This is a genomic window from Streptomyces coffeae (assembly GCF_016741875.1).
GTDB classification, from domain to species: Bacteria; Actinomycetota; Actinomycetes; order Streptomycetales; family Streptomycetaceae; genus Streptomyces; species Streptomyces coffeae.
The window spans coordinates 348,771-368,897 of the sequence record NZ_JAERRF010000008.1; the positions used below are offsets into that span (position 1 = coordinate 348,771).

Sequence of the window (20,127 nt, forward strand, 5' to 3'; positions counted from 1 at the left end):
ACAGCGTGACGGTGGTCCGCGCCGATCGCCCGGCGCGGGCCACCGCACCCCTGTGCTGACAGTGCGTCAATTCTCCTATGCAATGTGTCGACGAAGTCTTTACCCGTCACAGGTTGGGGATTGACCTGGGCCTGATCATCCAGACCTAATCTGGAGACTTTGCGCCAAGAAACACAAGGGGGGCGTCGCGTGAGCGGCGGGCACGCCAAGGGCAAGGTCCTGGACATCAAGGTGGCGGACATCAAGGCGGTCGCACCGACCTTCCACCATCAGGCGATCAAGCTGAGCGAGGCGCTGACCAAGCTGATCACCGCGCTGGACGGCTACGGGGAGCCCTGGGGGGACGACAAGCCGGGCAAGGACTTCGGGAAGAAGTACACGCCGAACCAGAAACACATCGAGAGAGCGGCCGGAATCCTCGTCCTGGGACTGACCAGCATCCACGAGGCCATGAATGACATGGCGGATGGTCATGTCGACAACGACGAGCTCATCGAGGGCATGTTCACCAAGGTCAAGCGGCACGGCTCCGGCCACGACGGTGACCACGGCAAGGGCGGTCACCAGTGAGCTTCGGCAGTGAGCTCGAGGAGAAGGCCAAGGCTCTCCTCATCAAGCTCGGCATGTGGTGGCCGGATGCCGATTCCGACACCTTGCGCAACGCCGCTGATGCCTGGCGGACGTTCGCCGGCACTGTGGACGATGTGCGGGTCGCGACCAACAAGGCGGCCACGACGCTCATCCACCACAACGAGGGTGAGGCGATCGACGCCTTCGAGATCTTCTGGGGGCGTTACGCCAAGGGCAAGGACGACGGCTGGCTGACCGATCTCGCCAAGTCCGCCCGGAGCATGGCCAAGGCACTGGACAAGTTCGCCGACACGGTCGACGACGCGATCGAGAAGCTGTGGATTCAGATCGGCATCGATGCCGTCGCACTCGTCGGCGGTGGGCTGCTGACCGTCTTCACCGGGGGCGCCTCCGACGCGGTGGCGGCGGAGATCATCGCCATGGCCGCCGGCCTGGGCATCGCGGTGGAGGAAGCGGTCGCCGTCATCGCCGCGGAGATGCTGGCGGGCGCGGTCTTCACCAGCGTGCTGTCGGTGACCATCGACGCGGCGGTGGTCCAGCCCGTGAAGATCGCCCTGGGGCAGCAGAAGGGCTTCAGCCTGGAGGAGGTCAACGAGGCCGCCAAGCAGGGCATGATCGACGGAGGGATCTTCGGCGCCGGGTTCGGGGTGCTCAAGCCCGGTGTGCTCCCGAAGAGCCGGGTGCCGTTCGCGCTGCGGCCCCCGAAGGTCCCCTCGATCCGCCCCAACCTGATCGAAGAGGGCGCCGCGTGCCGCGGGTCCAAGGCATGTCCGCGGGTGGGTGAGCCGATCGACGTCGCCACCGGCGCGATGCTGATGGAGCAGACCGATCTGACGCTTCCCGGTTCCCTGCCACTGGTCTTCGAGCGCACCCATGTGTCCTCGTACCGCGGTGGCGTGTGCTTCGGCCCGACGTGGGTGAGCCTGCTGGACGAGCGGGTGCAACTCGACGCGGAGGGCGTGGTCTTCGCCGCGGCGGACGGAATGCGGCTGGTGTACCCCGTGCCCGAGGCCGGAGCACCGGTGCTGCCGAAGAAGGGCGCCCGCTGGCCGCTGGAGTGGGACGGTGAGCCCGACGGTGTCATGACCGTCACCGACCCGGAATCCGGTGTGGTGCGCACCTTCACCCGGGCGGCCCCCACCGAGGAGCCCGGGGCGGTGTATCTGCCGCTGGAGAGCATCGAGGACCGCAACGGCGCCCGGATCGACATCGAGCGCGCCGCGAACGGAGTGCCCTCGGCGGTCCGGCACTCCGGTGGCTACTACGTGGCCGTCGACACCGAGGGCGAGCGGGTCACCGCGCTGCGGCTGCTGGATCACGCGCCCTCGATCTACGAACCCAGCGGCGGCGCGTCCGAGGCCGGCACGGTCGTGATGCGTTACGGCTACGACGACGCCGGCAACCTCACCGAGGTCATCAACTCCAGCGGTGAGCCGCTGCGCTTCACGTACGACGACGAGGGTCGTGTCACCTCCTGGACCGACCGCAACGGCACCTCGTTCGCCTACGTCTACGACCCGGCCGGGCGCGTGGTGCGCACCGAGGGCAGCGACGGTGTCTTCAACGGCTCCCTCGCGTACGACGACGCGTCGCGCACGACCGTCTACACCGACTCGATGGGCCACCGCACCACCTTCCGGTGCAACGACGGCGGCCAGGTGATCGAGGAGACCGACCCGCTGGGCCACACCACGCGGACGGAATGGGATGCTCGGGGCCACCGCAAGCTGGCCGTCACCGACCCGCTGGGCCGAGCCACCCGCTACGGCCACGACGAGGACGGCAACCTCACCACCGTCACCCTTGCCGACGGCGGCGAAGCCCGCGCCACATACACCGAGCTGTGCCGGCCGGTGGAGGTCATCGAGCCGGGTGGCGGGTCGTGGCGGCACACCTACGACGCCGCCGGAAACCTCACCGCAACCACGGATCCCGTGGGGGCGACGACTCAGTACGCGTACGACGACACCGGCCACCTCACGGCGGTGACCGACGCCCTGGGCCACGTCCGCCGCGTCACCTGTGACCCCGCGGGACTGCCGGTCGAGGTCACCGATCCCCTGGGCCACACCACCTCGGTCCGCCGGGACCTCTTCGGCCGGGTGGTCGAGGCGATCGATCCGCTGGGCCACACCACGCGGATGGGCTGGACGACCGAGGGCAAACCGGCCTGGCGGGAGGAGCCGGACGGCGGGAGGGAGACCTGGACCTGGGACGGCGAGGGCAACCTCCTCGCCCACACGGACGCGGCGGGCAACACCACCTGTCAGACCTCCACCCACTTCGACGTCCCCGCGACCCGTACCGACCCCGACGGGGCGACCTACGCTTTCGCGTACGACACCGAACTGCGGCTCACCGAGGTCACCAACCCCCAGGGACTGACCTGGACCTACACCTACGACCCGGCGGGCCGCCTCACCACCGAGACCGACTTCAACGGCCGCACCCTCAGCTACACCCACGACGCGGCGGGAGACCTGCTCACCCGTACCAACGGCGCGGGTGAGACCCTGCGCTTCACCCGCGACGCGCTGGGCCGTGCCATCGAGCAGCGGGACGACGCCGACCACGCCACGACCTTCACCTATGACGTACGAGGCCGCCTGGTCGCGGCGACCAACCCGGACGCGGAGCTGACCATCGAACTCGACCCGCTGGGCCGGGTCCTGTCCGAAACGGTCAACGGCCGCACGACGACATACGCGTACAACGCCCTGGGCCGCCGCACCGAGCGCACCACGCCCTCCGGCCTCACCTCCACGTGGTCCTACGACCCGGCGGGCCGCCCGACGGGTCTGAGCGGCGACGCCGGGTCGCTGGCCTTCGCGTACGACGCGGCGGGGCGCGAGGTGGAACGCCGTCTGGACGAGGCCGTGCGGCTGACCCAGATCTGGGACGAAGCAGACCGCCTCACCACGCAGACCCTCGCCACGGGTCCCGGCACCGAAGCGGACCGCATCCTCCAGCACCGCTCCTACGCGTACCGCGCGGACGGCTACCTGACGGAGATCCGCGAACTCACCTCCGGCACCCGCCGCTTCGACCTCGACCCGGTCGGCCGCGTGACGGCGGTCCACGCCCATGGCTGGACCGAGACCTACGCCTACGACACCCTCGGCAACCTCACCCACGCCACCGCTCCGGCCCACGAGTCGCCCGGCGACCGGGAGTTCTCGGGCACGATCATCCACCGCGCGGGCCGTACAACATACGAACACGACACCCAGGGCCGCCTGACGCGCCGCACCCGAAAACTGCTGAACGGCCAGACGCGGACCTGGACCTACACCTGGAACGCCGAAGACCGCCTGACGGACGCGACAACCCCGGACGGCGACCACTGGCACTACACCTACGACCCCCTCGGCCGCCGCATATCCAAACAACGCCTGGCCGAGGACGGCACGGTGGCTGAATCGGTGGACTTCACCTGGGACGACACCCGGCTGGCCGAGCAGCGCACGAGTGCCGACCAGATCACCACCTGGGACTACGCCCCGGGCACCCACCGCCCCCTGACCCAGACCGACCACACGGCCCTCTCCCGCGAACCCGGTGCGTCGCTGGTCGAGAAGTTCACGGGCGTGGACGACGTCGAACTCCATACGCGCTTCCACGCGATTGTCACCGACCTCGTCGGCACCCCAACAGAATTGGTTTCCCTCGACGGCGAACTGGCGTGGCAACACCGCACCACCCTCTGGGGCACGGATCTCCCCTCCCCGCTCGGCCCGGAACCCGTCGACTGCCCCCTCCGCTTCCCAGGCCAGTACGCGGACCCGGAAACGGGCCTGTACTACAACTACTTCCGCCACTACGACCCGGAAACCGCGCGCTATGCAAGTCCCGATCCCTTGGGGCTGCAGCCAGCCCCCAACCCTGGAACGTACGTTTACAATCCAAGTGCGGTGGCTGACCCGCTTGGGCTCGCACCAGAGTGCCCCAAAGAAAATAAGAACCACCGATACCGAAAAGATTCGCGAGGAGTGGAAGAGATATTCGAAAGTGGCTTCTCCCCGAAAGGCGACAACATGAGCCTGGAGGAGCACGTTTACGGAATCTCTGGCGTGCACACGCCTGAATCAGGATACGTGGGCACTACTACATCGAAATCTCACGCATTCAGTCGCTTCGGGTCGAACAGAGATGGCTATGTTTACTTGGTTGACACCGTCGATGACGGAGTCAATGTGAACAAGGCGCTTCCTGGTAATCCTAGCGCTCATGAACACGAGATTGCTTTCCCGCGAAAAATTGATTCTTCCGATATTATTGGAGCTTGGGACAGGTATCACAACTGGGTCCCAAACCCCAACTATAAGGGGCCCGAGTGACATCTGTAACTACACTCGTAGCGCAAAGCAAGTCCGGGGAAGCTGAGTCGGTTCAGGTCGAACTGCTCCAAACGCATCCGCATAGGATTGCCTGCACGAGAAAGAGTGGAACCAGAAGGGAATTCGAGGCAGGTAATTTCTTTCGATGCCTCTTGCTCTTCAGGGAAGAATTGGAGGAGGAAGGGCTTCTTCTCTGCTGTCAAGGTGCAAGGCTGGATATTACGTTGAGCGGTATGCAGGCCCAGATGTCAGACGGACTGTACGCTTACACGTTCGACCCCAGGAATCGCACCGTGAGTCAAACCGAGGTCTATGTTCTCGATCCAGCTCCCTACGCAGAGGTAGGCACCGTGGAAGAACAGCGTCGAGCAATCTACGCGCTCCATGGCCTACTCGACCCGAAAAATCAGCAGTAACTAGTTCGCGCTCCAGGCGGCGATGGTACTGCGCGTCGCAGCCCCAGATGGCTGGGCCATTGCCAGATGCCCAGGTGGGTCCCTGCCTTTACGGTGACTACCATGACTATGGATGGATCATGAAGAGTTGAGGTACCTGCTGGAGTACGCCCGCGACGACTGGCTGGGCCTCTCCGTCATCAGTGGCGCCGCCGCGAGCGATCTCGGCAAGGGAGCGAGTCAGTCGCAGTTGAGGGAGGCAGCGCTACGCCTCATCAGCGATCTGTATGACCGGGGCGTCCGTGCCGGAGACCTCACATCCTCGGATGCGCATCCGTTCGCGCCCTGGGACACTACCAAGGGTGAAACCCTCGACAGGATCCGGTCGCAGATGGCGAAGCTCGCGGGGCTGCCGGATTCCGGGGACATCTGCTGGTTCACGGTGCCGTGAACGGCGTTGAGTTCATGGCCGGTGTCGTGGCCACCGGGCGTATCCATGGTCTGGGTATCGGGGCGAGCCTCGCTGATGCCGATCGGGCGTTGAGCATGGACTGCATCAATGTGATCGATGAGGAGTACGGGACGCTCCGACGGGACTACGGCTTCGTGGAGTTGTACTTCTCCGGGACACCGGGGGAGTGGACCATGACCGGCGGGGCGGTGGAACTGCATCGGCTGATGGGGGATACCCACGGCATGGTGGAGGAATGGGCGCGGCACACCGGTGTGATCTTCCCCGGCTCCTGTACCTGGGAGGCGCTGCGGGAAGAGCTCGGATCCCTTCCGGAGCCGCCCGGGCTCGAACTCCTCCGCCAGGGCGGCCACCTGGAATACCGGGCCGCTGGGACCAAGGTCTCCGTCCTGGTCGTCGATGATCAGGAGGAGGGCTGTGCGTGCTGTCCTGGACACGGGGCCGTGTGGAGTGTGAGCCTCGGTTGATGGAGCCGGTCGATCCGGTGGTGTCCCCGCACTACGGCGTCATGCTCGACGGGGTCGACCGCGTCCACACCTTCGCCGAAGAACAGATCGTGCCGACCGGTCGTCGGCGGTGGGAGGAATGTTTCGGATGATCCGCCTGACCTTCTCCGTACGGCCCGACCAGGGCGAGCCGAGCGGTTTCGATCTCGGGGACATGGAGTGGGTCGGCGACTTCGGGCGTATCGACTCCCAGGGGCACGTCCCTGACCAGGGGATGATGATCTACCTCTCGGTATCGCTGCTCCTGGACCAGTTGCGCGTGTTCCTCGACGGCTCCGCGAAGACGCAGTCGTACCACGGCATCGACACGTCCTTCCGGCTTGTCTTCCGGCGCGGGAAAAGGGGCATCTCCATCAGTGCGGGCAACGGAGTGATCGCCCGCGTCGATGGACGCGCACTCGCGGAAGCCGTGCTGCGGGCCGCCGACGAGATGACGGAGTCGCATCTGGGCGGTCTTGACGACCGGGGCGCGGGGCGGGCCGATTGCCTCGCCTCGTTGCGGGAGTTCCGGGCGGCCGTGCGCTGAGGACGGCCGCCCGGCGCGTCAGGTGTTGGAGGACGCCGCCGCGCAGTCCCCACACGTGCCGAAGATCTCGATGGTGTGGGCGACGTCCACGAAGCCGTGCTCGGCCGCGATGGCGTCGGCCCACTTCTCCACGGCCGGGCCCTCCACCTCGACCGCCTTGCCGCAGGAGCGGCAGACCAGGTGGTGGTGGTGCTCATCGCTGCTGCAACGGCGGTAGACCGCCTCGCCCTCCGTCGTGCGCAGCACGTCGACCTCGCCGGCGTCGGCGAGGGACTGGAGGGTGCGGTAGACGGTGGTCAGGCCGACCGAGTCGCCGCGGTGCTTGAGCATGTCGTGCAGCTCCTGCGCACTGCGGAACTCGTCCACCTCATCCAGCGCCGCCGCCACCGCGGCGCGCTGCCTGGTGGACCGGCCGCGTACTGGGGGACCCGCGGTCGCCACAGCTGCCTCCTCAACCTCGCGTGCTCCGTCGCCTTCGCCCGGCCATTGTGCCAGCTAACACCGTGGCAAAGGACTAGACGAGTACATCGTCTCTCAGGGTGCACCTCTCCTCGGCCGCCGCGGCCCGCCGGGCGCGCGATTTCGCCAAGGGCGCGGCCAAGGCCGTGATCACGGCGAAGACGCCGATGGCGAGGACCACGATGCTCGCGCCGGGGGGCACGTTCTTGTAGAAGGAGAACACGGTGCCGGACAGCGTGACCACTACCCCGATCGAGACCGCGAGCGCCAGCGTCATGGCGAAGCCGCGGGTGGCCTGCTGGGCCGCCGCGACCGGGACCACCATCAGGGCACTGACCAGCAGCAGCCCCACGACGCGCATGGCGACGGTGACGGTGACGGCCGCGGTGACGGCCAGCAGCAGATTGAGGGTGCGCACCGGCAGCCCGGTGACCCGGGCGAACTCCTCGTCCTGGCAGACGGCGAACAGCTGGCGGCGCAGACCGAGGGTGATCAGCATGACAAAACCGGCCAGCAGGCTGATCGCCACCACATCCTGCCGCGAGACCGTGGTGATCGAACCGAAGAGGTACGTGGTCAGGTTGGCGTTGGAGCCGTTGGGCGCGAGGTTGATCAGCAGAACGCCACCGGCCATACCGCCATAGAAGAGCATCGCGAGCGCGAGATCGCCGCGGGTCTTGCCGTACCAGCGGATCAGCTCCATGAGGACGGCGCCGAGGGCGGAGACCACCACGGCGGTCCACACCGGGTTGGTGCCGGTCAGAAAGCCGAGGGCGACACCGGTGAGCGCGACATGGCCGATACCGTCGCCCATGATCGCCTGGCGGCGCTGGACGAGGTAGATGCCGACGGCGGGCGCGGTGATGCCGACCAGGACGGCGGCGAGCAGCGCCCGCTGCATGAAGGGGTAGGTCAGGAGCTCGAGCATCTCAGGTCAGCAACCCTGTCCGGATCGGTTCGGCGTCGGGCGCCGCATGGGGGTGGACGTGGTCATGGCCGGGCAGCGCATGCTGGCCGACGGCCTTGGGCGGCGGGCCGTCGTGGACGACGCAGCCGTCGCGGAGGACTACCGCGCGGTCGATCAGCGGCTCCAGCGGACCGAGCTCATGCAGGACCAGCAGGACCGTGGTGCCGCTCGCCACCTGCTCGCGCAGGGTCCCGGCGAGGACCTCCTGGCTGGCGAGGTCGACCCCGGCCATCGGCTCGTCCATGATCAGAAGTTCGGGTTCACCGGCGAGGGCGCGGGCGATCAGTACCCGCTGGTGCTGGCCGCCGGAGAGCGCGCCCACCGGGTCCTTGGCGCGGTCGGCCATGCCCACCAGCTCCAGGGCCCGCTGGACGGCCGCGCGGTCGGCCTTGCGCGGCGGGGCGAGCCTGCGGCGGGCCAGCCGCCCCGCGGAGACGACCTCGCGGACGGTCGCGGGGACCCCGCTGGCGGCGGTGGTGCGCTGCGGTACGTAGCCGATCCGGGCCCAGTCGCGGAAGCGGCGGCCGGGGGTGCCGAACAGGGTCAGCTCCCCGCCGCTGAGCGGCACCTGTCCGACGACGGAACGGACCGCGGTGGACTTGCCCGAGCCGTTGGCGCCGAGCAGGGCCACGACCTCACCGCGGTGCACGGACAGGTCGACACCGCGCAGTACGGGGCGCCCGCCGAGGGAGGCGGTGGCCCCGCGCAGGGATATGACCGGATCCGAGCGCACCGCCGATGCCTCGGGCCGGGGACTCTCCGTGTCGGGCCCCGTGTCGGGCCCCGAGGCGGGATCCGCGGCGCGGGACGGGTCCGGGACGCGGGATTCCTCGGTGCGGGGTCGGGGTTCCTCGGGCATGGATTCCTCCGTCACATGGCTCATCGGGCACCCAGGGCCTTCCGCAGGGCCGCCAGGTTCGATCGCATGACCTCGAGATAGTCGTCGCCCCTGGACGACTTCCCGATGCCCTCGAGAGGATCGAGTACATCGGTCCTCAGATGGAGATCGCCCGCGAAGGTCCTGGCCGTCCGGTCGCTGACGAGGGTCTCGAAGAAGACCGTGCGGACCTTGTCCTTCTTGGCGATCGAGTGCAGCTCGCGCATCCGGGCCGGGCTGGGCTCGGACTCGGGGTCGAGGCCGGTGATGGCCTCCTGGCGCAGCCCGTAGCGTTCGGAGAGATAGCCGAAGGCGGCGTGGGTGGTGATGAAGGTGTCGGTGGTGCGGCCCTTGAGCCCGGCGCGGAAGTCCTTGTCGAGGGTGTTGAGCTCCTTGACCAGGGCCGCGGTGTTCTTCTTGTAGAGGGCGGCGTGGTCGGGGTCGGCCTTCTCCAGGGCCTTGCCGACGCCCTCGGCAACCTCGGCGTACCGGACGGGATCCAGCCAGATGTGGGGGTCGGCGGCGGCGTCGCCGGCGTGCGCCTCATGGCTCTCGTGACCGCCGTGGCCTTCGTCACCCCCGTGGTCCCCGTGCTCCTCGTGGCCCGCCTCGCCCTCGTGCTCCTCGCCGCCGCCGTGGTCGTGGCCGTCGACCTCCGCACCGTGGTCCTCCAGCGTGGTGTACGACGCGGCGTCGGCGGTGTGCTTGGGCTCGGCCTGGCCGATGGCCCGGTCCACGGCGGGCTGGAGCCCCTTGAGGTAGACCACGAGCCCGGACTTGCTGAGCTTCGCCATCTGCTGCGGGCTGATGTCCAGGTCGTGCGGTTCCACGCCCGGCTTGGTCAGGGTCGACACATTGATCTTGTTTCCGCCGATTCGCTCGGCGAGGAATTGCAGGGGATAGAACGACGCCACCACATCCAGCTTGCCGTGCGTCCTTCCGTCTCCGGCGCTGAAGGAGCAGGCTGTCAGCGTGGTCAGGCCCAGTGCCGCAGCCCCGATCAGGGCTGTAGCAGGGCTCGAGCGGCGTATGTTCATGACTCCCATTTTCAACAAAGTTGGAAATGATTGTCAACAAAGTGGTTCCTGTCGATCACTTCGCCAACCGATTTGATCCAAGGGGTGCCGCCGCCGGTAACCTGAAGCATTCGCTTCGTCGTCCTCAATGTCGTCACAATGAAGAGAGCACCGTGGCCGCCGACAAGATCGACACCATCGTCAGCCTGAGCAAGCGCCGTGGCTTCGTGTACCCGTGCAGCGAGATCTACGGCGGCCAGCGCGCCGCCTGGGACTACGGACCGCTCGGTGTGGAGCTGAAGGAGAACATCAAGCGCCAGTGGTGGCGTGCCATGGTCACCTCGCGCGACGACGTCGTCGGACTCGACTCGTCCGTGATCCTGGCCCGTGAGGTCTGGGAGGCGTCCGGCCACGTCGCCACCTTCACCGACCCGCTCACCGAGTGCACCTCCTGCCACAAGCGGTTCCGCGCCGACCACCTGGAGGAGGCGTACGAGGCCAAGCACGGGAAGCTCCCCGAGAACGGCCTCGCGGACGTGAACTGCCCCCACTGCGGCAACAAGGGCAGCTTCACCGAGCCCAAGCAGTTCTCCGGGCTGCTCTCCACCCACCTCGGCCCGACCCAGGACTCCGGTTCGGTGGCGTATCTGCGCCCCGAGACCGCGCAGGGCATCTTCACCAACTTCCTCGCGGTGCAGCAGACCTCGCGCAAGAAGCCGCCGTTCGGTATCGCGCAGCTCGGCAAGTCGTTCCGGAACGAGATCACGCCGGGCAACTTCATCTTCCGCACCCGTGAGTTCGAGCAGATGGAGATGGAGTTCTTCGTCAAGCCGGGCGAGGACGAGACCTGGCACGAGTACTGGATGGACCAGCGCTGGAACTGGTACCGCGACCTCGGCATCCAGGAGGCAAATATTCGCTGGTTCGAGCACCCGAAGGAGAAGCTCTCCCACTACTCCAAGCGCACCGCCGACATCGAGTACCGCTTCAGCTTCGGCGGCTCGGAGTGGGGCGAGCTGGAGGGTGTGGCCAACCGCACCGACTACGACCTGAAGGCGCACTCCAAGGCGTCCGGCCAGGACCTGTCGTACTTCGACCAGGAGGCCGGTGAGCGCTGGACCCCGTACGTCATCGAGCCCGCGGCGGGCGTGGGCCGCGCCATGCTGGCCTTCCTGCTCGACGCGTATGTCGAGGACGAGGCGCCCAACGCCAAGGGCAAGATGGAGAAGCGCACCGTGATGCGGCTCGACCCGCGGCTGGCGCCGGTCAAGGTCGCGGTGCTGCCGCTGTCCCGCAACCCGCAGCTCTCCCCGAAGGCCAAGGGGCTCGCGGCGGACCTGCGCAAGCACTGGAACATCGAGTTCGACGACGCGGGCGCCATCGGCCGCCGCTACCGCCGTCAGGACGAGATCGGCACGCCCTTCTGCGTCACCGTCGACTTCGACACCCTCGACGACAACGCGGTGACCGTGCGTGAGCGCGACACCATGAAGCAGGAGCGGGTCTCCCTCGACCAGATCCAGTCCTACCTGGGCGGCCGCCTCATCGGCTGCTGACCGGCGCCTTCGGGCGGCGGACACCGAACACCACGACGGGCTCCGGCACCGCGGGCGAACTGCCGCGGGGCCGGAGCCCGTCGGCTCGGCAGGAACGGTAGGCAGGAACGGGGGGTTCACACACCGTGCGAGGCGTGACGCACCGCATCACCGCCACCCGCGAGGACGGCACCGTCTTCGAGGTGCGCTATGGCTACGGCCGGGGCCGCAGACGCCTGCTCGGCTGCCGTCACTGCGACTGGCAGGAGCGCATCACTCATGGCGGCGCCCGCCACAAGGGCCTGGACCATCTCGCCCAGGCCCACGGAGCCCTGGGCTCCCCCCGGATGGCCGCCGACCCCGCCGCCCGCCGTCAGACCGCACTGATCATGCTGGCGTGTTGTGCCGTGGCCGCGGTGGTGGTGTGGTGGGCGGCGTCCCAGGGATGACCTCGGCGGACCGCCGCTGCCCGCCGAGCGCCAGCGCCGCGCACATCCCGGCCAGCGGCAGCTCCGCGCAGACCGCCATCGTGACGGCCACGGCCAGCTCACCGCCCGGGGCCGCCGTCACCGTGTCGAACCAGGCGTCCACCACGAGCAGCGCGGCGGTGGCGGCGGCGGTGAGCCGGTGACGCTCGTCGCGGCGTCCGCGCAGCGCCGCGGTGGTGAGCAGCCCGAGCGCCTGGAGGGCGTCCAGGCCCACCCACGCGGCGTTCCAGTGCGTGACCCGGGCCGTCGAGGGCAGCGTGGTCCCCAGCACATACAGCCAGGGCACCAGCGCCGCCCCCGCGGCGAACAGCACCGACTCCGGCCGGATCCGGGCCGCGCGGCTGAGCCGCGCCCTTCGTGTGGGGCGGGCGGCCAGGGTGATGGCGTACAGGGCGGCCATGGGTGGATCTCCTTCCGGGGCCCGCTCATCGGGCCTGCCCACCAGCCTTGTCGGCGGCATCGCCGTTGTCGGTCACGGCAGTTGCCGTCCTGGGGTGGTACTGGCTTCACCCCGTTTCCGGGCCTGAGCTCCAGAGCGCGGGCCGCCTTCAGGTCACTAGGGTCACCGCCATGAAGATCATCGTCGGGTCGCGTCGCCTGCGCCGGCAACTGCGGCCCGGGGCCGAGCGGTTGCGGCGCGACACCGTGTTCGGTGTCGCGGGCATGGCGGTGCAGTTCGTGGCCTGGGCAGTGCCGATGACCGTGCCGTGGCTGCTGTACGACGACTCCTCGTCCCTGCTGGCGGTCGTCCTCGCCCTCACCGTGCCGCTGGTCGTCCCGGCCGTGGCCACACCGTTGCTGACCCGGGTCCAGCGCCGCCGCTTCGATGCGCTGCTCGGCGTCGGGATCCCCGGGCCCCGGGCGGCGTGGCGGCAGTTGTGGTACCACCTGCTGGCCGGACCGGCCGTCGGCTGGGGCGGGGTGCTGGCCGGCACCCTGGCGCTCGTCGGTCTGGCGGCCACCACCGTCTACCTCTGGGTGTCGCTGCTGCCGCTGTCCTGGCGGGTGGCGCACAGGGGCTACTCGACCCAGGCCGCGTATGTCACGGTCGGTGGTCTGGTCGCGCTGGCCCTCGCCTGCTGGCTCACCCGCGCCCTCGTCCGCCTCGACACCTTCGCCGCGACCGCGCTGCTCGGGCCCGTCCCCGCCCAGGAGTTGGAGCGCCGGGTCGAGGACCTCACCGAGAGCCGCGCGGGGGCGGTCGACGCGGCCGACGCCGAACGCCGCCGCATCGAGCGCGATCTGCATGACGGCGCACAGCAGCGGCTGGTCTCCATGGCGGTCAACCTGGGCCTGGCCAAGGCGACCCTCAAGGATCTGCCCGACGATGCGCGCCAGGTCATCGAGGAGGCGCACCGCGAGGCCAAGGGCGCCATCGAGGAGCTGAGCAACCTGGTCCGCGGGCTGCACCCGGCCGTCCTCGACGAACTGGGCCTCGACGCCGCGCTGTCCGGCATCGCGGCCCGTGCGCCGCTGCCGGTCCGGCTGCATGTACACGTGCCCGAACGGGCCGCCCCGACCGTCGAGGCGGTCGCCTACTTCGTGGTCTCCGAAGCCCTCGCCAACGTCGCCAAGCACGCTCAAGCGACGCGCGCCGATGTCACGGTCGTACGGACCGGGGACTCGCTGCGGGTCGTCATCTCCGACAACGGCGACGGTGGCGCCGACGCCGCCCGGGGGAGCGGTCTGACCGGGCTGGCGAAGCGGGCGGGCTCGGTGGACGGTACGTTCGACATCCGCAGTCCCCACGGGGGCCCGACCGTCATCACCGTGGAGCTGCCGTGCGTGCTGTGATCGCCGAGGATTCCGTCCTGCTGCGGATCGGCCTGGTCAAGGTCCTGGAGACCGCGGGGTTCCAGGTCATGGCCGAGACCGCCGACGCCGACGGACTGCTGACGGCCGTGGCGGAACACCGCCCGGACATCGTGGTGGTGGACGTCCGGATGCCACCGGGCTTCCAGGACGAGGGCGTACGGGCCGCCCTGCTGATCCGGCGGCAGTGGCCGGACACCGCGGTGCTGCTGCTGTCGCAGTACGTGGAGGAGCGGTACGCCGCGGATCTGCTGACCGAGCACACCAGTGGGATCGGATATCTGCTCAAGCAGCGGGTCGCGGATGTGGAGGAGTTCATCGACGCGCTGCGCAGGGTGGCGGGCGGCGGTACGGCGCTCGATCCGCAGGTCGTCGCCCAGCTGCTGGTGCGGCGCCACCGCGATCCGCTGGACCGGTTGACACCGCGGGAGCGGGAGGTGCTGGAACTGATGGCGGGGGGCCGGTCGAACGCGGGGATCGCGGGGGAGCTGGTGATCAGTGAGAGCGCGGTGGCCAAGCACATCAACTCCCTCTTCGTGAAGCTGGATCTGCCCGTCGCCGACGCCGATCACCGCCGGGTGCTCGCGGTGCTGCGGTTCCTGGGCGTGCGGTGAGCGTCCCGGGGTGGTGAACTCCCCTCCGGCGACGGTCTCCTCGATCGACCCGCGTCACGCCACCGCCCGCGGCAGCCGCAGGCTCAGCACCGCCGTCACCGCGATGGTCGCCAGTTGGGCCGCGAGCGTGATCACCAGCGCGTCCCCCATGCCCATCGACGGCGCCAGGGAGAGGAAGAGCGTGCCGAGCGTCGCCACGCCCAGCGCCAGCGCGGACTGCTGGGTGGTGACCATGACGCCGCTGCCCACCCCGGCCCGCTCGGTCGGCACATCGGCCAGCACGATCCGGAACAGCACCGGCAGTTGGAGCCCCTGCCCGAACCCCGCGAGCGCGACACCCGGCAACAGCCCCGCGATCGAGACGTCCGGCCAGTCGCGTCCCACGGCCAGCATCAGCAGCGCGATCCCCGCCGCCTGCACCACGCCGCCGACGGTGACCACCCGGCTGCCGTACCGGCCCACCAGCCGCGGCCCCATCAGCGAGGCCATGAAGAACGCGGTGGCCATGGGCGCCAGCGCCATGCCCGCCGCCACCGGCCCGTAGCGCAGCCCCTGCTGCAACGCCACCGCGATGACGAACATGAAGCCGCCGAAGCCGATCGAGAACGGCACCATCAGGGGCAGTCCGCGGCGCAGCCCGCGCAGCGCGAACAGACTCGGCGGCAGCAGCGGTGTCCGCCCGGCCCGGTCGGCGCGCCGCTCCACCACGTAGAACGCCGCCGCGGCGAACGGGAAGACACCGAGCAGGAGCCACGTCCACAGCGGCCACCCGGCCGCGCGCCCCTCGGTGAGCGGCACCATCAGCGCGATCAGAGCGAGCGCCAGCAGCGCGGTGCCCGGTACGTCCACCGGCGCGGGCCGCTCCGAGCGGGTCTCCGGCACCGTGCGCAGCGCGAGCGCCAGACCGATCAGCGCGACCGGCACGTTCACCAGGAAGACCGCGCGCCATCCGGTGCCCGCGAGGTCCGCGGCCACCAGCACCCCGCCCAGGATCTGCCCCGCGACCATCGAAAGGCCCGCCGTGGCGCCGTACATGGAGAGCGCGCGGGCGCGGCGCGAGCCGGTGGTGGAGGAGTGGATGGTGGCGAGCACCTGGGGAAGCATCAGCGCGGACGCGGCGCCCTGCGCCACCCGCGCGCCCACCAGACTCCATGCGTTCGGCGCGAGCCCGCAGGCCAGCGAGGTCAGCCCGAAGGCCGCCATCCCGGCCAGGAAGAGCCTGCGCCGCCCGAAGGAGTCGCCCAGCCGTCCGCCGAGGACCAGCAGCACGGCGTAGGCCACGCCGTATCCGGCGACGACGAGTTCCAGCACGGCCGAGCCCGCGTGCAGATCGCGGTCCATGGCGGGCAGGGCGACGTTGACGATAAAGAAGTCGATCAGTGGGAGCGCCGCTCCCAGCAGTACGGTGAACAGCCCCAGCGGGGTCAGCGGCCCTCCCTCGGCCGTGGCCCGCGCCATGGTCAGGGGAGCGGCGGTCCGGGTGCGTATCTCGGTTTCGGTCACGGATACGACGATCGTCGTTCGCTCAGACTGGTACCAGATTGTCTTTATCCTGGTACTGCCAGTACCTGGCAACTGGCTGAGCCGGTACGGCACTCTGGATCCATGACCACACTGGTGCGGGACGAAGCGACCGGCAGCGGGGCCGAGATACGACGTGGTGAACTGGCCGCGTTTCTGCGCAGCAGACGCGAGCGGATCACCCCCGAGCAGGTGGGTCTGGTGCGCGGGCGCCGCCGGCGCACCCCCGGACTGCGCCGCGAGGAGGTCGCCCATCTCTCCATGGTGGGCGTCACCTGGTACACCTGGCTGGAGCAGGCCCGCGATATCCATGTCTCCACGCAGGTGCTGGACGCCATCGCCCGTGCGCTGCTGATGGACCGCAGTGAGCGCGCCCATCTCTTCGCGCTCGCCGGGGCCGTCGACCCGACCCCCGCCAGCGAGTGCACCGGGGTGCCGCAGGCGCTCCAGGCCATGCTGGACCAGCTGGAGCCGTTCCCGGCCTGCGTCCAGAACAGCCGGTTCGATCTGCTCGCCTACAACCGCACCTACCGGCTGCTGCTGTGCGACCTCGAGCAGGTGCCCCTGGAGGACCGCAACTGCCTGTGGCTGGCCTTCACCCATGAGGGCTGGCGGACCAGCATGGTCGACTGGGACGAGGTGGTCCGGTCGATGGCGGGCAAGTTCCGGGCCGCGATGGCCGAGCATGTCGCGGAACCGTCCTGGAAGGCACTGGTGAAGCGGCTGGAGGACACCTCACCGGAGTTCCGGGAGATCTGGGCACGGCATGAGGTGCTGCGACCCGCCAACAAGATCAAGACCTTCCGGCAGTCGCAGGTGGGCATGTTGCGGCTGTCCGGCACCAGCCTGTGGACCGGCCCCAGCCAGGGGCCCAAGCTGCTCACCTACAGTCCCGCGGACGCCGAGAGCCGTGAGCGTCTGGAGCGGCTCCAGGAGCTGGCGTCGGCCCCGGTCGCGTAACGGAGTCCCGTTACGCCCCCGCCTCACTTCCTCGCGCCCGCCGACGTCTGCCCCGTCGGAGCCCCCTCCTCGAACAGAGCCGCCGCATGCCGGGTGGTGCGCTCCGCCCAGCGGCCGGTGGTCACCACCCCCAGCACCAGGATGAGGGCACCGCATCCGGCGATGATCCACCAGGCGGGCCGTGCGGCGTCCACGAACGCCGCGGCGGCCGTGGCCGAGACGGTGTGCCCCGCCGCACCCGCCGCCGAAGCGGCCCCCGTGGCCAGCACCGCGCCGATGACCGCGACCCCGAGCGAGGTGCCGACCTGGCGGCTGGTGGAGGCCACGGCGGCGGCGACCCCGGCCTGGGAGCGGGGCATCCCGGAGACGGCGGTATTGGTGATCGGGGCGTTGACCAGGCCGAAGCCAATGCCGAACAGAACAAAGCCGATCAGCAGCAGCGCATCGGTGGCCTCGGCGTCGAAGACCGCGAAGAGCACCCCGCTGGCCGCCATCGCCACCCCCGCGAGCACCAGCGGCAGCCGGGGCCCGACGGTGCCGACCAGCCGCCCCGACAGCGGCGCGCAGACGAAGCACATGAACGCCATCGGCAGGATCCACAGTCCGGCGCCCAGCGCGCTGAGCCCGCGCACGTCCTGGAGATACAGCGTGTTCATGAAGAGGAAGCCGCCGAACGCGGCGAACGCGCTCACCGCGACCACCGTGGCGCCGCTGAACGGAGCGCTGTGGAAGAACCGCACATCGATCAGCGGCTCGGTGCGCCGCCGCTCGTAGTGGATCAGCCCGGCGAGCGCGGCGGCGGAGATCGCCGCGCAGGTCAGGATCAGCGGGGAGCTCCAGCCCCGGTCCGGTGCCTCGATGATCGCGTAGGTGAGAAAGCCGAGGACGGCGATGACCAGCAACTGACCGACGGGATCGGCCCGGCGCGGCTTCGGGGCGCGGGACTCCGGCACATAGCGCGCGGTCAGCACCAGCGCCGCGATCCCGAGCGGAAGGTTTATCCAGAAGATGGAACGCCAGCCGACCGACTCCACCATCAGCCCGCCCACGATCGGCCCGGCGGCCATGCTGATGCCGACCACTCCGCCCCACACCCCGATGGCGCGGGCCCGCTCCCGGGGCTCGGTGAAGGTGTTGGTGATGATCGACATCGCGACCGGGTTGAGCATCGAACCGCCGACCGCCTGCACCATCCGGAAACCGACCAGCGCCTCCAGACTGGGGGCGAGACTGCACAGCGCCGAGCCGAGCGTGAAGATCACCAGCCCGGCCTGGAAGGTGCGCCGCCGTCCCACCCGGTCCGCCGTGGAGCCCGCGAGCATCAGCAGGGAGGCGAGGACGAGGGTGTAGGCGTCGATCGTCCACTGCATCCCGGAGACGGAGGCGTGCAGCTCGCCCCGCATCGAGGGCAGCGCGACATTGAGGACGGTGTTGTCGAGGCTGACGAGCAGCAGGCTCATGCAGCAGATGGCCAGTACGAGCATGCGTCGCCGATGACTCAGCTCACCCATGGTTGAACGTTACATCGATAGGGGCGGTGTGCCCGTCAGAACCGCTCTGCGGATCCCTTCCGCACGGCGGCGGGCGCTTGCGCGCGGGCGCGGGACATCCCGGCTCGCCGGTGCGGGACAATGAGAGGTCCGGCCCAGTCGTTCCGGCCCGCTCGCCCCGCCCGGCGATCCCGGCCGGCGGTCCCGGCCCGGCCGTTCCATTGTCGTACCGCGAGGAAGCTCACTCCATGACGCAGCCGCAGTTGCAGTTCGGACCGCACACGGTCCAGCCACCGGTCGTGCTCGCACCGATGGCCGGGATCACCAACGCGCCGTTCCGCACGCTGTGCCGGGAGTTCTCGGGCGGCAAGGGGCTGTTCGTCAGCGAGATGATCACTACCCGGGCGCTGGTCGAGCGGGATGCCAAGACCATGCGGCTGATCCACTTCGACGACACGGAGAAGCCGCGCTCGATCCAGCTGTACGGGGTGGACCCGGTGACGGTCGGCAAGGCGGTCCGCATGATCGTGGACGAGGACCTGGCCGATCACATCGACCTCAACTTCGGCTGCCCGGTGCCCAAGGTCACCCGCAAGGGGGGCGGTTCCGCGCTGCCGTACAAGCGCCATCTGCTGCGCGCCATCCTGTGCGAGGCCGTGTCCGGCGCGGGCCCGCTCCCGGTGACCATGAAGATGCGCAAGGGCATCGACAACGACCACATCACCTACCTCGACGCGGGCCGGATCGCCGTCGAGGAGGGGGTCACCGCCATCGCGCTGCACGGGCGCACGGCGGCCCAGCACTACGGCGGCACCGCCGACTGGGACGCCATCGCACGGCTGAAGGAGGCCGTCCCCGAGATCCCGGTGCTGGGCAACGGCGACATCTGGTCCGCCGACGACGCGGTGCGGATGATGCGCGAGACCGGCTGCGACGGCGTGGTCGTCGGCCGTGGCTGTCTGGGGCGGCCCTGGCTCTTCGGCGACCTGGTGGCCGCCTTCGAGCAGGACGGCGGTGCCGGGTCCGCGCGCCCCACCCTCAAGGAGGTGGCGGCCGTGATGCTGCGCCATGCCGAGCTGCTGACCGAGTGGCTGGCGGACGAGGAGCGCGGCGTCATCGACTTCCGTAAGCACGTCGCCTGGTACACCAAGGGCTTCTCGGTCGGCTCCGAGATGCGCAAGCGGCTCGCGATCGCCTCCTCGCTGGCCGAGCTGGACGCCCTGCTCGCCGAACTCGACCTGGACCAGGAGTGGCCCCCCGGTGCCGACGGCCCCCGCGGCCGCACCTCCGGCCGCAACCGCGTGGTGCTGCCGGACGGCTGGCTCAACGACCCCTGGGACCACGCACATGTGAGCGCGGACGCGGAGCTGGACACCTCCGGCGGCTGAGGCCGGGGCCCGCGAGCCGGGTTCCGGAAGGCTGCGCCGTGTCCCGTTCGAGAGGTGTACGACCCCGCTACGACCCCGCCCACCTGCACTTCGCTCATCTGAGCGATACCCTTCTCGTTGTATCCAAAAGGCGAGACGGAGCCGCCCGCAAGGGCGTGATTCTCGCCACTCTG

The 20,127-nt window shown here is 69.5% G+C and carries 19 protein-coding genes; 12 read left to right on the forward strand and 7 right to left on the reverse strand.

Annotation, left to right across the window (positions count from 1 at the left end):
• The first annotated feature begins 189 nt into the window (after window positions 1-189).
• The 6 genes from JK363_RS16460 (at window position 190) to JK363_RS16480 (ending at window position 6,827) form a co-directional block, all read left to right on the forward strand.
• Window positions 190-570 carry a hypothetical protein gene (locus JK363_RS16460; RefSeq protein ID WP_201875643.1) on the forward strand — a complete coding sequence of 127 codons (381 nt, stop codon included), beginning with the start codon at window positions 190-192 and terminating at the stop codon, window positions 568-570.
• Window positions 567-4,928 carry a DUF6531 domain-containing protein gene (locus tag JK363_RS16465; protein WP_201875644.1) on the forward strand — a complete coding sequence of 1,454 codons (4,362 nt, stop codon included), beginning with the start codon at window positions 567-569 and terminating at the stop codon, window positions 4,926-4,928. Before JK363_RS16460 ends, JK363_RS16465 begins: the two co-directional genes overlap by 4 nt.
• 528 nt (window positions 4,929-5,456) lie before the next feature.
• Complete coding sequence (locus JK363_RS16470) at window positions 5,457-5,774, forward strand: hypothetical protein (RefSeq protein ID WP_201875645.1); 318 nt, start codon at window positions 5,457-5,459, stop codon at window positions 5,772-5,774.
• The gene (locus tag JK363_RS16475; protein WP_201875646.1) at window positions 5,771-6,262 is read left to right on the forward strand and encodes a hypothetical protein; all 492 of its coding nucleotides are present in this window, start codon (window positions 5,771-5,773) and stop codon (window positions 6,260-6,262) included. Before JK363_RS16470 ends, JK363_RS16475 begins: the two co-directional genes overlap by 4 nt.
• The gene (locus tag JK363_RS43810; protein WP_268981047.1) at window positions 6,262-6,393 is read left to right on the forward strand and encodes a hypothetical protein; all 132 of its coding nucleotides are present in this window, start codon (window positions 6,262-6,264) and stop codon (window positions 6,391-6,393) included. The genes JK363_RS16475 and JK363_RS43810 overlap by 1 nt, the downstream gene beginning before the upstream one ends.
• Entirely contained in the window at window positions 6,390-6,827 is a 438-nt protein-coding gene (locus JK363_RS16480) for a hypothetical protein (protein ID WP_201875647.1), read from the forward strand. The genes JK363_RS43810 and JK363_RS16480 overlap by 4 nt, the downstream gene beginning before the upstream one ends.
• A gap of 18 nt (window positions 6,828-6,845) precedes the next feature.
• Here JK363_RS16480 and JK363_RS16485 read toward each other — a convergent pair whose 3' ends face one another.
• The 4 genes from JK363_RS16485 to JK363_RS16500 form a co-directional block, all read right to left on the reverse strand.
• A complete protein-coding gene (locus tag JK363_RS16485) occupies window positions 6,846-7,268 on the reverse strand; it encodes a Fur family transcriptional regulator (RefSeq protein ID WP_201875648.1) in 423 nt (140 codons plus the stop codon).
• Between the two features lie 73 nt (window positions 7,269-7,341).
• Complete coding sequence (locus JK363_RS16490; RefSeq protein ID WP_201875649.1) at window positions 7,342-8,214, reverse strand: metal ABC transporter permease; 873 nt, start codon at window positions 8,212-8,214, stop codon at window positions 7,342-7,344.
• A gap of 1 nt (window position 8,215) precedes the next feature.
• Window positions 8,216-9,112: a metal ABC transporter ATP-binding protein gene (locus JK363_RS16495; protein WP_236075827.1), complete on the reverse strand. Its 897-nt coding sequence runs from the start codon at window positions 9,110-9,112 to the stop codon at window positions 8,216-8,218.
• A gap of 20 nt (window positions 9,113-9,132) precedes the next feature.
• Window positions 9,133-10,167: a metal ABC transporter substrate-binding protein gene (locus JK363_RS16500; RefSeq protein ID WP_201875650.1), complete on the reverse strand. Its 1,035-nt coding sequence runs from the start codon at window positions 10,165-10,167 to the stop codon at window positions 9,133-9,135.
• 152 nt (window positions 10,168-10,319) lie between these two features.
• Here JK363_RS16500 and JK363_RS16505 point away from each other — a divergent pair, with 152 nt between their 5' ends.
• Together JK363_RS16505 and JK363_RS16510 are read left to right on the forward strand one after the other, a co-directional pair.
• Window positions 10,320-11,702 (forward strand): glycine--tRNA ligase, encoded by a 1,383-nt coding sequence (locus JK363_RS16505; protein ID WP_201875651.1) that lies wholly within the window; start codon window positions 10,320-10,322, stop codon window positions 11,700-11,702.
• Window positions 11,703-11,836: 134 nt separating this feature from the next.
• Window positions 11,837-12,130 (forward strand): hypothetical protein, encoded by a 294-nt coding sequence (locus JK363_RS16510; RefSeq protein WP_236075828.1) that lies wholly within the window; start codon window positions 11,837-11,839, stop codon window positions 12,128-12,130.
• Here the strand turns inward: JK363_RS16510 and JK363_RS16515 are convergent.
• Window positions 12,069-12,569: a hypothetical protein gene (locus JK363_RS16515; RefSeq protein ID WP_236075829.1), complete on the reverse strand. Its 501-nt coding sequence runs from the start codon at window positions 12,567-12,569 to the stop codon at window positions 12,069-12,071. The genes JK363_RS16510 and JK363_RS16515 overlap by 62 nt on opposite strands.
• Before the next feature lie 170 nt (window positions 12,570-12,739).
• Here JK363_RS16515 and JK363_RS16520 point away from each other — a divergent pair, with 170 nt between their 5' ends.
• Window positions 12,740-13,963, forward strand: a complete 1,224-nt coding sequence (locus JK363_RS16520) for a sensor histidine kinase (RefSeq protein WP_201875653.1) — start codon at window positions 12,740-12,742, stop codon at window positions 13,961-13,963.
• Complete coding sequence (locus JK363_RS16525; protein ID WP_201875654.1) at window positions 13,951-14,595, forward strand: response regulator transcription factor; 645 nt, start codon at window positions 13,951-13,953, stop codon at window positions 14,593-14,595. The genes JK363_RS16520 and JK363_RS16525 overlap by 13 nt, the downstream gene beginning before the upstream one ends.
• Before the next feature lie 54 nt (window positions 14,596-14,649).
• On the opposite strand, the gene JK363_RS16530 is transcribed toward JK363_RS16525, so the two are convergent.
• Window positions 14,650-16,053 (reverse strand): MFS transporter, encoded by a 1,404-nt coding sequence (locus JK363_RS16530; RefSeq protein ID WP_201875731.1) that lies wholly within the window; start codon window positions 16,051-16,053, stop codon window positions 14,650-14,652.
• A 147-nt stretch (window positions 16,054-16,200) separates the two neighbouring features.
• On the opposite strand from JK363_RS16530, the gene JK363_RS16535 reads away from it, so the two are divergent.
• Entirely contained in the window at window positions 16,201-17,076 is an 876-nt protein-coding gene (locus JK363_RS16535) for a helix-turn-helix transcriptional regulator (protein ID WP_201875655.1), read from the forward strand.
• A gap of 23 nt (window positions 17,077-17,099) precedes the next feature.
• On the opposite strand, the gene JK363_RS16540 is transcribed toward JK363_RS16535, so the two are convergent.
• Window positions 17,100-18,587: an MFS transporter gene (locus tag JK363_RS16540; RefSeq protein ID WP_201875656.1), complete on the reverse strand. Its 1,488-nt coding sequence runs from the start codon at window positions 18,585-18,587 to the stop codon at window positions 17,100-17,102.
• 227 nt (window positions 18,588-18,814) lie between these two features.
• On the opposite strand from JK363_RS16540, the gene dusB reads away from it, so the two are divergent.
• On the forward strand, window positions 18,815-19,954 hold the full coding sequence (gene dusB / locus JK363_RS16545) for a tRNA dihydrouridine synthase DusB (protein WP_201875657.1): 1,140 nt from the start codon (window positions 18,815-18,817) through the stop codon (window positions 19,952-19,954).
• Window positions 19,955-20,127: the final 173 nt, after the last annotated feature.